This is a genomic window from Acutalibacter muris, from assembly GCF_002201475.1.
In the GTDB taxonomy this organism is placed as follows: Bacteria; Bacillota; Clostridia; order Oscillospirales; family Acutalibacteraceae; genus Acutalibacter; species Acutalibacter muris.
The window spans coordinates 2,501,701-2,516,957 of record NZ_CP021422.1 but is presented as its reverse complement, the minus strand read 5'-3'; the positions used below and the strand labels follow the sequence as shown (position 1 = coordinate 2,516,957).

Here is a 15,257-nt window from a genome sequence, read left to right as displayed (position 1 = left end):
GAGTCAATTTTGATAAACCAATAGAGCAATACAATTCTATTAACTGGGAGGCAAAAAATGTTGAAGAAATTTGTCGCTATGATTATGGTGCTGTGTATGGTAGTGGGGTTGTCTGCTTGTTCACAAAGCTATGAAAAAGCGCTGGAAGGTTCCTGGTACCGGGAGGGCAGAGATGAACCGGCATTTACATTTTACAGTGATGGGACGTGTACATCTGGCAGCGGCAGCGGAACAGGAACTTGGGCAATCGTTAATGACAACCAGCTAAAAATCACTGCACCAGTGTTACAAGGCGGCGATACTGCGGTACTTACCATCGAGAGCCTAGAAGATGGAACTCTAACGCTCAGTATGGAAGGAAATGAAATGGTTTTATATGACAAGCCCAACTGAACGCAAGCCGGTGTAGCGGGAACATAATCACATAATGGCCTATCTCTATTACTTGAACATTTGATTACAATCAACGCAATATTTGTTGATTTGCCATGTTAGAGTCAGATAGGCCATTAAGTGATTCTATTCTTAGAATGTGATTATATAAAAATGCCTGTTCGGGCGTTAAATCAGAGAATCTGATATTTTATAGCATAGGTATATTCTATGATTGTTTGTAATCATTCAGGAAGCATTTGAGGGCTGAAAGAGTGGGGTATAAGATTAATTATTCATGCGTAAACCATAGCGGTAATCGCCGAAAAAGCAATCAGGACAATTTTATTTGCTTGAATCAGTATAATAAGCAGGGAGATAAGGGGCAGGAATTTAGTGAACCAATTTATGGCACCATTGGTGTTTCCCAAAACCGTCTATTTGGAGTATTCGATGGGATGGGCGGTGAGGAGTGCGGCGAGATGGCTGCATATATTGCCGCGAAAGCGGCCAGCATGAAATCATTGACAGGGGTTTCACAAAGCATATTGATGGATTTTTGTGCCAATGCCAATAGAGAGATATGTGAATACGCAAAAGAAAACTCTATAAATACAATGGGAACCACAGTGGCCTTACTTCTCTTTTCAAAAAAAAGAATCTTCCTGTGCAATCTAGGTGACAGCAAGATATTTCGTTACTCGCAGGGCAGCATCGTACAAATATCACAAGATCATGTATATGGCTTGAGCGTTAATGGAAAGCCGCCGCTCACTCAGTATCTTGGTATTCCACCATCAGAGATGGAGATTCATCCCTACTTGTCTACCGGCTCATATCATGAGGAGGATATCTACCTGATTTGCTCTGATGGATTGACGGATATGGTTTCTACAGAGAGAATCTCCAATATTTTGGGGTCTCGTCCGTTTCCATCCGTTGCCCAGGACCTGCTTGAAGAAGCTCTGGCAAACGGAGGAAAGGACAATATCACTATCATTACATGCAAAATTGCAAGAGAACATATCAAAATAAAGAATCTTTTTATTAAGGAGCGGAAGTAAAAATGGATGTTAAAAACGTGTGGCCGGAATGGTCTATTGAGGAAAAGCTGGGAAAAGGATCATATGGCACCGTCTATCGGGCTGTGCGTCAGGAGCATGGAGTGACTAGTGAGGCGGCAATCAAGGTCATCTCTATTCCCCAGGATTCGTCCGAAGTGGATTCCTTGCGTTCAGAGGGGTTGGATATGGATGCTACGCGCACATATCTCCAAAGTGTGGTGGATGATTTTGTCAACGAGATTCAACTGATGGAATCATTTAAAGGAATCCAGAATATAGTCAGTGTTGAGGACTATAAGGTAGTGGAGAAAGAGGACGAGGTCGGCTGGGATATCTTCATCCGCATGGAGCTGCTGACACCGTTTAATACATATATTTGCGACAAGCAGATGACGGAGCAGGAAGTGATAAAGCTGGGCACCGATATTTGTTCCGCTCTGGAGATATGTGAACAACGGAACGTGATCCATCGGGACATCAAGCCGGGCAATGTCTTCATCAATAACTTCGGATATTTTAAGCTGGGAGATTTCGGTATTGCCCGCACCTTGGAGAACACCATGGGGCAGTTATCTCAGAAGGGAACCTTTGACTATATGGCTCCGGAAATTGGCCGCGGAGAAAAGTATGACGCTCGTGTAGATATCTACTCGCTGGGTATCATGCTTTACAGGCTTTTGAATGGGAACCGCCTGCCTTTCTTGGATAATGACAAGCAGCTTCTCAGCCCAACAGAGAGGAAAGCCGCTCTTGATCGCCGCCTGCAAGGCGAACCATTGCCGAAACCGAAGGATGCGTCAACGGGAATGGCAAACCTGCTTCTCCGGGCCTGCGCCTTCGACCCAGCACAGAGATTCTCATCGGCCAGTGAGATGAGAACAGCACTGAATCAGGTCCTGGCGGGGGTATACAAGCCTGTCGATGTTCCTGTTTATGACCCGGATAAAACCACTGCAGTGAGAAAGGCGCCGACTGCGCCCTCTGCGAAACAAGATACGATAGATAGCTTTACTCCTCCTAAGAAGAAATCAAAAGCCTCAAAAATAATCGCTATTCTTCTTGTGATTCTTGTTCTTCTAGGAGCTGGAGGATATGCGGTAATCCGATTTGATTTAATTGATGTCCTTTCCGGACAGGCTCAGGAGGAAAAGGATAATATTGAGGCAATCGCACTAGAAGCAGAGCAGCTTGCGGAGGCAGGAGATATTTCCGCAGCATTGGAGAAAGCGCAGGAAGGTTTGGATACATATCCGGACTCAGAGCGGCTGCAGACACTTGCAGACGATTATTCTGCCCAACTGGACAAGCAAATCGAAGACATTCTTGATGAAGCAGAAAAGCTCGATGAGGCCGGCGATTCAGAGGGGGCCTTGGCAAAAGTACAGGACGGCTTAAAAGACCACCCGGATTCAGAAGCCTTGTCCTCCAAGGTTGACGAGTATATGGAGAAGGTTGTACAAAAGGCCAAAAAAACAGCTTTAAGTGAGGCCGCCGACTTTGCAGATAAAGAGGACTATGCGTCTGCCATGAATCGGATCGAGGATGCGCAGGACACCTACGGCGAGGATAAAGAGCTCCAGGATGCCTATGAAATGTACAACAAGGCGTATGTGCTACAGGTGAAAGAGGACGCTATCAGCAAGGCCAATGAAATTGCCCGGGGCGGAGATTACATGGGGGCTATCAAGGAAATAAAGGCTGCCATATCCAAAATTGGCGAGGACAAAGAGCTTTCCTCAAAACAGCAGCAATATGAAGATGATTATGTAGTCGAGGTTATCGCGGAGGCAGATTCGTTTATAGCTGAGAAGGATTTTGACTCTGCCGAAGCCGCTATCACTGACGCGCTGAAGGACCTTCCTGGAAATGAGACTCTTCTTAAGAAAGAGGATGAAATCGAGGAAAGCAGGCCCAAATACTTTGTGGAAGTGTGTTCTCCATATGAATCTAGTGATTGGTACAATGATACAGATAAGGTAGTTACCATGGGAAATGAGAATTATGGAAAGGCTTTTTCCTTACACTGTTTTGGAGATGCATATTTCAATTTAAATGGGAAATACACATCACTGGAGTTCGATTACGGGCATGTTGACGGAACAGACATGAACGAGATGACACTGTTTGTATATTTGGATGGGAATCAGACTGATAAATTAGAAATGAAGCCAGGCGATCTTCCAAAGCATTATAGAGTTGATCTAAAAAATGCTTCTCAGCTAAAGCTAACTTGGGATGGGGGATATTCGCCAACATATGGTTTCGCAAATGCAGTCATTGAGTAAATAGTTGCTTTTCATCAGATAAAAGTCGAATGGAAGCAAAAGGAGTATATAAAAATGCAACCCTCAGAGAAAACTTCACTATACCGCCAAAGCGATAGCCTCCCCCCGGGTCGGGACTGCACTGTGACCATCTTTGACGCCAACTGCTCGCCCTACACGGTTAATCTGGCGGATTTCAGAAAGCCTGTAGTTACTTTTGGACGCGCTGCCGGGAATGATATCGTGTTTGCATCCCACTTGGTTTCTCATAGCCACGGCCAGTTTGAGTACATTAACGGGCAGTGGATTATAAGAGATCAAGGCAGCACCAACGGATTGATCTACAATGAGATGGGTATTGCCCAGCATATAATCAGCAACGGCGACTTTATTCGCATTGATGACGGTGTGGAAACCATCTCTGAGGGTGTACTCCTTGTGTTCTCAGCCGGAAAAGCGCCGAATCGCTGGGAGCGGTTTCCTGTGGGGCAGAACCAGAAAATCACAATCGGGCGCAGTAGTAATTGTTCTATCAGTTTCCCTAATATCAGCACGTCCAATATCCACGCTGAAATTCTTCGTGAGGGTGACAGATACTATCTTGTAGACTGCCAGAGCACCAATGGCACAATTTTGAATGGAGAACGTGTGTCAGGGAAGATAGTCCTGCACGAAAAAGATGTTATCACGATTACCGATTCCAAGATTATTTTCACATCATCAGACATTTACTATTGCCGTACAAAAACTGGTATTTCCGTGGATGTTTCCGATGTTGTTATCCGTCGGGGAAAAGGGAAGAAATCTTTCGTTACCAGCAATCATGTCAATCTTGGGGTAAGGCCCGGGGAGCTGGTGGCGATAATCGGCGGTTCTGGAGCGGGTAAATCCACCATACTGAACTGTATGTGTGGATATCTTCCCCCTACACAAGGGAGCGTGTACATCAATGGAATTAACCTTTACCAGAATTTTGACTCGTTGAAAAAGATTATCGGATATGTTCCGCAGTCTGATATTGTGTATGACAACCTTACCCTTTGGGATATGCTGGTTTATGCGGCCAAGCTGCGTCTGCCCAGCGATATCAATACCACGGAGCGGAACGCGGCAATCCAACGGGCCATAGAAACAGTGGAACTGACTGATAAGCAGAATAGCCTGGTTAAGTCTTTAAGCGGCGGACAGCGAAAGCGGGCGAGCATAGCGGTGGAGCTTTTGTCGGATCCCAATCTGCTTTTTCTTGACGAACCTGCCTCGGGTCTGGACCCCGGCACAGAGCGTAACCTGATGCACTCTCTGCGTCTGATGGCTGACAGTGGTAAAACTGTGATTCTAGTTACACATAGTGTACTTCAGCTTGCGCTATGCGATAAGGTAGTCTTTATGGGTAAGGGGGGAAATCTGTGCTTTTATGGCTCCCAAAAGGAGGCACTTGACTTCTTTGGTGTGGCCGATACCGTAGATATTTACAATCTCATTACCGATCACGCAGAACAATGGAGAGATAAATACAATAGCATGGTTCCCCCTGTTTCCCCAGCTCATTACGCTGGATTAAGCCATACCAGAAATAAAAAGCAGCGAATAAAACAGCTCTGCATACTCACCCAGCGCTGCGCAAAACTGACTGTGAATGACCGACAGAGAACCTTGTTGCTGGTATGCCAAGCTCCAGTCCTGGCATTTTTGATTTCGCTTGTAGCGACAGGAAAGCAGTTTGAACAATATGAAATGACGAAAAGCCTTCTGTTTGCCTTGTCATGCTCCGCCTTTTGGGTCGGAATGCTCAACGCGATTCAGGAGGTATGCAAAGAGCGCACCATATTAAAACGAGAATACATGACAGGACTGTCCCTTAGTTCATATGTAGGCTCAAAGATTGGTGTGCTGAGTGTACTCTGCATCATTCAGAGTTTCCTTCTTACCAGTATGTTTACACTACTTGTGGGCGTTCCCGAAGAAGGTGTGCTGTTCCATCCATATCTGGAGTTGCTGATTACAACTATTCTAACTGCAATAAGTTCTGCCGCTATGGGGCTACTTGTTTCTAGCTTGTTCAGTAATGCGGACAGAGCAATGACAATCGCGCCCATCCTGCTCATGCCACAGATACTGTTTTCCGGCCTGATATTTAAGCTAGAGGGGGCAACGCAGGCAATATCTTGGTTTGCCGTGTGCCGCTGGAGCATGGAGGGGTATGGTACAACGGCAGATCTGAATGGGCTCCCGCTTAAGCTCCAGGAAGAAGGAATCGCTATTCCCCACGAAGCTGAGAGTTTCTATGAGTTCACGGCTGACAATCTGATTACGGCATGGTGTATTTTGGTAGCATTTTCAGTTGTGTTTTTATTGCTCGCCCGAATTGTACTATCCAAGTTGAGGAAGGAAAATGCGTAATCATGGAACCTGAACAAATCCATAGCGCGGATTTTACCAACGATGCGTGGGAGTTATTGTACCAAGTGGTTGATGATGACCTCTTTGGAGAGGAAGATGATCCGCTCCTAATTTATAAAGCGCTTCGCCACAAAATGCGCATTATCTCTTTTGGGGATTATCTGAAACGCTACATATGTCAAAAAGCAGACCTGTCGGGAAACTATAAGGACCATCCGGAGGATTTATACAGAAGAATCATTCGCGATGCTTTTCGCGAAAATGAAACCCCGCCCAGTTTCACTCCAACTACCGCAAAGCTTAGTGCCTTGTCAAAAAACTGGTTAAATCAACAATCCGTCAACAGAAACGTGGTATTCTTGTTAGGATTTGGGCTTAGAATGTCTGTAGATGATGTGAATTCTTTCTTAACCAAAGCGTTAAACGAGCGAGAAATCAACCCGAAAATGCCCTTTGAGGTAATATGCTGGTATTGTTATGAACATGGGTTTACGTTCCCCAAATTTCAACAGCTTTGGAAAAAATATGAGAAACTGGAGGCAGCACACCAAACCTATCATGCTATCATACGGAAGGAAGAAGGGACAATAGGGGTTCGCACTTATATGCAGGCAATAACAGATGAGAACGGATTGCTCTCATACTTGGCAAAGCTAAAAACCTCTCATGGGACATCCTACATGAGCGTGTCGGCGCGAAAGCATTTTATGGCTCTGTATGACGAAACCCGAAAATTGATTGCCAAACATTATAATGAGGTGCCAGACAAAGAAGGGCAGCATTATAGTAAAGAGGCAATTAGCGGAGGCGATATTGAAAAGGTCATTCTGTCTGCCGTACCGCTGGATTCTTATGGTAATCTTTCTCCAGCAAAGAAATCGGCTCTGAACCGCCAATTTGCCGGCAAACGATTTAGCCGCCAGCGCATGAGTGATATTCTGAATGGCGTTTCGGAAGTTACCAGATTTGATCTAATCACGCTAGAATTCTTCATATTTTCACAGAACGAGGACCGCTTCAAAAATCCACAGACCAGGTATGCACAGTATGTTGACACAATCAACAAAATTCTTCTTGACTGTTGTATGGGTGGACTATATATTACGAACCCATACGAATGTTTCGTTTTAATGTGCTTGCTGTCGGACGATCCGCTAACGACATATGCGGACGTGTGGGCGTTATCCTATGAAGATAATATTGGGTAATCAGATTATATGAGGAAGGATGATTATGAAAAAACGAGTTCTGATAGTTTTAGTGATTGCCATTCTTGCTATAGGCGTTATTTTTGCCGTTTATAAAAGTGTGTCAGATTCCCCCAAATATGCTTTGTTACAGACGGTTAGTGATATTAAGGAAAAGGGAGTGGAGGGGTTACCTCCCCATCTTACAAAAAGTGCGAGAGCAAAAATTGAGCCGCTTTTAGAATTAGCAAACAACAAGGCAGTTGGAACTATTGCATCGTTCTTTGCAGCATATAATCAAAATGTTCAGCTTATCATTGAACATATAAAGGAGATTAACTGGGATATAGGCAAATCTTCAATAAGCGGGACGAATGCCGTTGCCATTGTTACGTTCGCATATGGAGATAATTTCTCAGGAAGCATTGAGGTGAAAATGAAGCGGGAAGAAAGCCAATGGAAAATCGACGATTTGTCGATTACGGAAGTAACATTGTCGAAATCTTAGACTTTGATTGACCGAAGTCAAATCTCATTCTCAATCAAATTGTACATAAAACCATAACAACAAAAGTAAAGGAGAACAGTTAATATGTCTAAGTTTTGTGGTAACTGCGGAGTTGAATTAGAGGATGACGCGAAGGTTTGTGGAAACTGTGGAGTACCTTGCGTTAGTACACCCACAAGCGCTGCTAAGAGTGAAGTAACAGAAACGGTCAAACCTACTGTTCCAACGATCAGAACTAGTAAGACAGTAAGAGTAGGTATTGTTGTCATAGCGGTTATCGCCGTGATACTTATTATTAGGGGATTCTCAGATAACCCCAAAATCATGTCAGAAGAAGAAATTCAGATGTTAGCAAATAATTCACAAAACAGCGCCCTGGTTGCAAGTGATGGAGAATGGATATATTTCAATAATAATGGATTGTGTAAAATGCGTTCACAAGATGGAGCAAAACAATCTATTGTTTCGAGTGAGATCCATCCAGACCACATGTTTTGTATCAACAACAAGTTATTTTATTATACTTTTCCTGGATATTACATGCTAAACGGAAAGGCAGGAAAAGATGTAGGATTTAGCGTATTTACAGAAAACTGTATTCAGTCAGACGGTTCTAAGTTTTATGTTACCGGTTCGTCCAATTATGAAGATGCAGGCGTGTATTCTTGCGACATGAGAAACACAAAAAACGGGACAAAACTTTCTGATATTAACCCCACTGCCATACTTTTACAAGGAGAGTACCTATATGTGATTAGCGGATTTGATTCTGTTAATAACCAACCCAATAAGAATTATGGAACCTGGCGAATGAGCAAAAACGGAAAAGATCCAATTTTAGTTTTTGACTATTGTCCTGACTATATCGTCTTTTCAGGCGATAAGATGTATTACACAAATGAGTATCACACTGTTTGTTCTGCAAATTTAGATGGATCGAATGAGACAATATTTTATGATGCAAAAGTTAACGGCGGCTTAAATGTATCGAAGGATTACATTTTCTATGTCGCATCCGATACACAAACAATATATCGCATAGATAAGAAAAACGGTAACGAAATAGCATTAAATGGTGATAGGAGCAGCAACCTGAATATCATCGGTGAGTGGCTCTTTTATGAAAACCAAGACCATGACTACAAAATTTATAAGATGAAATTTGATGGCAGCGATAATCAGCCTATATATTAAATGAATCTGAACTGCCCAGCCCTCTATTCAAGAATCACCTTTTGCTCGAAAAGATTCTCTTGCTTGCTTTGGGAATCAAAACGTTGAATCAAGGGAAAATTGCGATTTCCTTTGTCGATAAATTGATCAATAAGTGCGCGGGATGATTATCAGTGAGCCAGTGGACGTTTTGCCGTCCCTGGCCATTGCCACTGGAAAGGAACAAGAGGAAGATATCGTTTCTTTTCTGCATTTCAATACATAATTATTAAAAAGGGGATATATGTGATGGCCAAGTTTTGTGGGAATTGCGGCAAGCCATTGGGAGAAAACGATGAGGTGTGCGGAAACTGTGGGACTCATGTTGCTGTAAATGAAGCGGTTCCGCCGACAGCTCAGAGCAGAACAGCTAGCAATGCTATAAATGGAAAAAAAGCCGCAGTAATAGGGGGTGCCTTACTTGCGGTGATAGTATTAGCCGTGGTACTTATAAAAGTAGCGTCAGGGACTACACCAGGGCCTAGCACGTCCTCAACAAGCAGTGCTCCATCCTCAAGTACTGCCCAGCAGATAGCCGCAAATTCAAGTACACCGGATGGGGAGCCTACTCCCATCCCGGCAGCAAAGAATGAAACCTTGGAGGGAAGAGCCAAAAAAGCTATAAAGGAGTTGGATGTATGGGACGGCTCTGTTGCGGAAAGTTTTGATGGGGGTGATGGCTCCGTGGAGAATCCTTACCAAATTGCTAATGGTGGACAACTAGCAAAATTAGCACAGGATACAAATTCAGGAATAGACTTTGCCGGCTTTTATTTTGTTTTGACGTCAGATATTATGCTAAACGATATAAACGGGTGGGATTTTGGGAAAACACCGGAAGCTAACACAAGGGACGCAAGCAATACAAGTCCTATATGGAAAAATACCTGGGAATCAATTGGAGAAAGAAGTTATTCATGGGATCAAGATGGCAACGCTGAAGCAGAATTAGTAAAAGCCCCATTTGCTGGAAACTTTGATGGTGCAGGATATACGGTTTGGGGGATGTTCTGCCCAATGGGTTCTACAGGACTCTTTGGATTTGTTACTGGTAATATAACAAATACGAGTGTGGCATGCGGATCTATATGGAACTATTCAGTGAGTGCTGGTGCCGTTGTTGCATGGTTGCAGGATAACACAATCTCGAACTGTTACTCTGAAGATATCTTTATACAAAGTGACACAGGAAAACTGGGTGTACAGGAACTGGTTGGAAGTATATGTGGATTTTGTGAGGATAATTGTAATGTATTGAGTTGTTCGGCAAAAAATGTTGAGATTCATGTGATGCATGCTTTAAGAAGTGAGATTGGAGGAATTTTGGGGGGATCTTTTTCCGGTGATTGTAATATTTCAAATTGTTACAGCGAATGTGATATAGATATATATGGTGTAGCAAGTGATACAGTTACTTACAATAGAGCCGGGGGAATATGTGGCACAGGCAAAAATATTAGCAACTGTATAAGTAATACAAACATTTCATTTTTTGAAGTCATAAATGATGACAATAGAGCTATCAATTCTGTTGCTGGTGGAATTGCTGGTTCGTGTTCAGGAAATATTGTAAGTTGCGGGAGCAATGGCGATATTTCAGGTATTTGTAACAATAATGATCGGATATCTTTTGGAGGAATTGCATTTAGCGTAGGTCGAGGAGAAAATGACACTGGCAATATAACCATTAGAAATTGCTACACTAGTGGTAAAATAAGCGTGGAAGATGGGGAGAAATCAGAAGATGTAGAAGTGAATGGACTAATCTGTAACATTTTAACTGATGGGAATAATGAGATTGAAGCGTCAGTAACAGACTGCTATTTCGTCACATCTGGCTCTGACCAAGCTATAGGGTCTAATGCAAAGGAGATTTCTCTATTTACAAATCAGGTGATTTCCGTATCCTCTAAATCTGACTTAAATAAATTTGACACTTTCATGAATTGGGATTTCGAGAATGAGTGGGCTATTGATAATAAAGTAAATGATGGCTTTCCAATCCCGCGTTCATTATTTGAAATTTTATCTTAAATAGTTAAGGGGGATACATATGGCAAAGTTCTGCGGAAACTGTGGCAACCCGGTAGATGAAAACGATAAGGTATGCGGTAATTGCGGAGCTCCTATCGTTTCAGATCTGGAGATAAAAGTGGAAAAGAGAAAAGCAGAACACGGAAGAAAATGGATACCTAGAATTTTAATAGGTATTGTGCTGTTCGTCATGATACTATACGGAGGATATACATTGGCGACCACGTCCAATGAGCCATGTGATTGGTGCCAGAAAACTCCGACAAAGGCTTTTACGATGAAAGACGGTTCTAAGTCTTATGTTTGCGCAGACTGCCGTCATAACTGCGCATGGTGTGACGCAAGAGCAACAAAGCATTATGAAAACGCCTTGGGAATGATGACGTTTGTCTGTGATGAATGCTACCACGATATCGTGGATTAACGATTAAAGCGAGGATGAAAAGAGAGAATAAATCAGTCCGGCACAAGGATTTTATGCTTGTGTCAGACTGATTTGTTTTTATCTTATTAAAAGATTAATCAACAATGCCTACATCAGAAGTTTTGCGACTCATTTACTATATAGCCCACACATAGTCCAAAGTGTGGTGTCAGTCATGGGTCCAATAGGCAATACTTGACATTTTGGAGGAACCAAACCCAGTGGATACGTTGGCATAATTGTAATTAGAACCGCCGGCCTGCGCGATCACAGGGCCTCTGGCATTTGAATACACATATCCGTTTCCCTCTGGCCTTATCATTGCGATATGCCCGGAACCTCCGGAGGTGTTTTTCCATAATGCTACTGTTGGATATCCTGAGTTAGCCCTATCCTGAGCCTGGGATGCATTCACTTTGCGCCATCCATAGACGCTGCCGTAGTTATTCAACCAGTTATATGTAGCGTTTGCATTGAGCTCTTTTGCACCGATTGTATAGGAGGATACTGGCTTGTTGTCCTTGACCCAGTGAGGAATTTCCGCTCCCAGCGCTCGCGTACAATCCCACGCGAAGATGTTGCAGTAGGTATATGAATCAACCTTATACCTTCTATTCGATGTTACATTAAATTGGTCTATCACCGTATTGAGAGCTGCCGCACTTCGGTTCCCTTGCGTATTCATGTAGTGTGGGGTGGTTTCTTTCGCACGGTTGCTAACTTCTACGTTATAAGAGGAATTTGTAATGATCCCACCAGATGTTCCGTTATTTCCCTGCCCGGGTTTTCTAAGTTTACCTTGTTTCAGCAGGTTCAGCATGGTGATATTCTGGCTATATGACCCGCAGTATCCGCTGATTCCATTCGCAGAGGCTATCTGGCTCCGATATGAGTAGCTTGAATCGATTCCCAAGCTTTTTAGGGCACTTACCAGAGAACCCGAACCATTGTATTTTGGGAAACAATCCGAAGAAGATGGTTGTAAGGGCGCCGGTTTAGGTGTGGGTGTAGGGTTAGGCTTTGAAATAGGATATTCGGGCCTTCTGAGCTTACCCTGCTTCAGAAGATTCAAAATCTGCGTATTTTGTGAAGATGTTCCTGAATAGTTACTAATACCGTTTGCTGACGCAATTTTACTGCGGTAGCTGTAACTGCTGTTGCCATCAATCTTGTTCATGGCTGTTATCAGAGAACCGGAGGGGCCGTCATACCGTGGAAAATATTCTTTTGCAACAGGAACTAGCTTCCATCTGGCACTAAGGTTATCATGCGCGCTCCAAAGGTGAATGATAGAGCCATTAAAGCATCTGGCGTTATCCAGGTCGATCAGGTAATTTTGTGGCTGAACTTTGCTTTGAATCAGATAGGACGAGCCGATCTGAGCAAAGCGGAAAAAGCAGGCGTCTGTGTTATCAAACGGGTATGTCCAAAGGCGTGTGTCATTCTTTGCACTTCCGTTTTGCACGTTTAAGACTTGACCAGTGCGTTTGTAGATAATCTTATACCAGTTCCCAACCCGCTGAAGTGTGAAAACCTGTGATTCAGCACCATTGCGCTCCCATAAGCCAATAGAAGTCTTTGAAGGGGCTGCACCGCCGCCGCTGACATCAACCGCAAAATTCTGATTTGCTTCCGGAACGATGACATAATCTCCATTGGCCGGATATCGGATGTAGTAGCTTGCTGCGGATGCAGGGATGGTCAGCACCATTAAGCAGCTAACAGCGATTATTATGCTGAGCATCATGGAAATAACTTTACGCATACTTACCTCTCCTTTTTTGAATATAGATTATTGAATGGATTGTCTGCCTCCAAAAAGCAAGTCCGCTATTGCATTAAGACCCCCCTTCAAAAAGAGATGTTATGGCTTCTTTCTACCACATAGTATACACGATCCTATTCCAGAGCTTGTAAGATGGATTTTACAAATAGCACTTTTCGCTAGGATCGTTATATCTCACTTGGTTTGCTTGCATTATACAACTTAATATTCTATTCTCTGTAAAAACATTTTTACCATAGGCAACAAAAAGAAATGAAAAGACAGTTAAGCAGTGTTACCCGCTTAACTGTCCTTTCTTCTGATAAGTGCTATTATCTGTAATCCCGCCGCGATCAGTTCGTCCCACTCAGGAATCAACACGTTTATCATGGGCTTGTCATAGGCTACCCTGTGCTTTTTCCTGGTAATATACCCACGGTTTACCATCTCGGTGACTGCCATCTCAATGCGCTCCTTTGGTAGGCCGCTGTTACGGGACACTCTGGTCACAAGACTCTGATAAGTCGCAAAAGGGTTATCATGATTCAGTGCAATGCGATTAAAGTCCGCAACTGTGTACTGGAAACACTCAACCAACTGCTGATCCTCTTCGGGAATCTCAAAGGTTTCGGTGACAGCATCCCGCAGCGCCCGGCTGGCGGTACTCCGTATGCCATAGAGCTCCACCCGCTTGCCAAGCTCCTGAACAAGATACCGCACCACTGGCTGGAAGTGTCTGTCCCCGGTAAACAGCACGAAGGTCTTCGGGGAAGCGCCTTTCGGCTGCGGCCCGGTAGATAGCGTCCAGCATGATAACGTCCGACATATCCTTCATGAACAGACCGGCGTTATCACAGTTTGTTTCAATAATATCGTTGCTGACCTCCCGGATACGGGCCACCTCTCCCGACAGATTACGGTCAAGAAAATTGACAAAGAACCGTATGCTCTCCACCTGATACCTCTCCCGCAGCTGTGCGCACCAGCTGTCCAGATCCGGCTGGATTTGGTAAAGTTCCCTCATTGAAACGTACCAATATTCATAGTCTACAAACGCCACGGCTTCATCTGTACTTTTACGCCAAAACATTCACAACCCCCTTTACTCTATTATACACGGTTTTTCGACCGGAGTAAAGGGGGATGAACTATGCCATTGAATTATACCATTCAGTTAAAAAACGTAGATACCCATCACTGGGCTCCAGAACAACCTTCTCCAAATCCACTCGCCGGATATCGCCCAGGTTTTGCGGGTCACGGAAAATCTTGGTTATCTCATTCTGCCGGAACCTCCGCAGGACGTTGGCTGCTGAATCAGGCGGCGTTTGCGCCGCGACCTTCACAATATCATTTGTACCTGCATTCTGACGCTCCTGGTTTATCTTAGATGTGAAGGATTTCTTGACGTCTATGTACAAAATGCGGGCCATCGCCTGCGCGTTCCATCCCTCTATGCCGCCTTTCTTGGCTGGGAGCAGATCATTTGTAAAATGCTTGGTATAGAGGTCAGGCGTTGTTCTGAAACTGTGCAGGAGCATCAGCGCTACATGGTACTCGTCGTTTGACAAATCATAGGATGAAAGGCTGTCTAGCCATTCAAGAAAATCCCTTTCCTCCTGGGCAGCTTTCCCAACTTCTTCATAGGCTTTAACTTCAGCCTCAGTCGCGGCCCTTACTGCCGGAAAGGACACTCTCCTGCCGGAATCTGTTGAGCCAAGAACACTGTCCAAATGACAATTTGGACAGGTATCGGGCAGAGCATCCGCTTCAAAAAAATAGCGACAGGCATTGCAGGCAAATAATCCCATGTTTCCGTTCTCCTCTCTTTTTCTGTTTCCATTATAGATGTCCATGCCTGTTACTGTCAATACACGCATAGTCACACCAGCATGACACTCTGTAACGCTAGTGACATTTTGCCAACTCTCCCCAACATCCTGTGTCAAAACAGATTTCCAGAAAATACCCCTTGCAATCGAACAAGAATCGAACTATAATATGTTATAGAAAATATGTTCGATTGC

General features: G+C 43.9%; 13 protein-coding genes. 9 read left to right on the top strand and 4 right to left on the bottom strand.

The window, feature by feature from the left end; translation table 11 throughout:
• Positions 1-57 precede the first annotated feature (57 nt).
• The 9 genes from ADH66_RS12850 (at position 58) to ADH66_RS20100 (ending at position 11,465) form a co-directional block, all read left to right on the top strand.
• Entirely contained in the window at positions 58-393 is a 336-nt protein-coding gene (locus ADH66_RS12850; RefSeq protein WP_066539992.1) for a lipocalin family protein, read from the top strand.
• A 254-nt stretch (positions 394-647) separates the two neighbouring features.
• Entirely contained in the window at positions 648-1,436 is a 789-nt protein-coding gene (locus ADH66_RS12845; protein ID WP_066541968.1) for a PP2C family protein-serine/threonine phosphatase, read from the top strand.
• Between the two features lie 2 nt (positions 1,437-1,438).
• A complete protein-coding gene (locus ADH66_RS12840; RefSeq protein WP_066539995.1) occupies positions 1,439-3,721 on the top strand; it encodes a protein kinase domain-containing protein in 2,283 nt (760 codons plus the stop codon).
• Between the two features lie 123 nt (positions 3,722-3,844).
• Positions 3,845-6,100: an ATP-binding cassette domain-containing protein gene (locus ADH66_RS12835; RefSeq protein ID WP_162288753.1), complete on the top strand. Its 2,256-nt coding sequence runs from the start codon at positions 3,845-3,847 to the stop codon at positions 6,098-6,100.
• 2 nt (positions 6,101-6,102) lie between these two features.
• Positions 6,103-7,308 (top strand): hypothetical protein, encoded by a 1,206-nt coding sequence (locus tag ADH66_RS12830; protein WP_066539997.1) that lies wholly within the window; start codon positions 6,103-6,105, stop codon positions 7,306-7,308.
• 25 nt (positions 7,309-7,333) lie between these two features.
• Positions 7,334-7,795: a hypothetical protein gene (locus ADH66_RS12825; RefSeq protein WP_066539999.1), complete on the top strand. Its 462-nt coding sequence runs from the start codon at positions 7,334-7,336 to the stop codon at positions 7,793-7,795.
• 84 nt (positions 7,796-7,879) lie between these two features.
• On the top strand, positions 7,880-8,989 hold the full coding sequence (locus ADH66_RS12820; RefSeq protein WP_066540002.1) for a zinc ribbon domain-containing protein: 1,110 nt from the start codon (positions 7,880-7,882) through the stop codon (positions 8,987-8,989).
• Between the two features lie 267 nt (positions 8,990-9,256).
• The gene (locus ADH66_RS20105; RefSeq protein ID WP_157130684.1) at positions 9,257-11,041 is read left to right on the top strand and encodes a zinc ribbon domain-containing protein; all 1,785 of its coding nucleotides are present in this window, start codon (positions 9,257-9,259) and stop codon (positions 11,039-11,041) included.
• Positions 11,042-11,060: 19 nt separating this feature from the next.
• Complete coding sequence (locus tag ADH66_RS20100; protein WP_066540004.1) at positions 11,061-11,465, top strand: zinc-ribbon domain-containing protein; 405 nt, start codon at positions 11,061-11,063, stop codon at positions 11,463-11,465.
• A 169-nt stretch (positions 11,466-11,634) separates the two neighbouring features.
• On the opposite strand, the gene ADH66_RS12815 is transcribed toward ADH66_RS20100, so the two are convergent.
• From ADH66_RS12815 to ADH66_RS12805, 4 genes are all read right to left on the bottom strand, one after another.
• Positions 11,635-13,230, bottom strand: coding sequence for an RICIN domain-containing protein (locus ADH66_RS12815; protein ID WP_066540006.1), 1,596 nt, complete (start codon positions 13,228-13,230; stop codon positions 11,635-11,637).
• 303 nt (positions 13,231-13,533) lie between these two features.
• On the bottom strand, positions 13,534-13,950 hold the full coding sequence (locus ADH66_RS21825) for an NYN domain-containing protein (RefSeq protein WP_407922928.1): 417 nt from the start codon (positions 13,948-13,950) through the stop codon (positions 13,534-13,536).
• On the bottom strand, positions 13,850-14,320 hold the full coding sequence (locus tag ADH66_RS21090; RefSeq protein WP_066540010.1) for a hypothetical protein: 471 nt from the start codon (positions 14,318-14,320) through the stop codon (positions 13,850-13,852). Before ADH66_RS21090 ends, ADH66_RS21825 begins: the two co-directional genes overlap by 101 nt.
• A 58-nt stretch (positions 14,321-14,378) precedes the next feature.
• Complete coding sequence (locus ADH66_RS12805; RefSeq protein WP_157130685.1) at positions 14,379-15,086, bottom strand: FmdB family zinc ribbon protein; 708 nt, start codon at positions 15,084-15,086, stop codon at positions 14,379-14,381.
• Between the last annotated feature and the right edge of the window lie 171 nt (positions 15,087-15,257).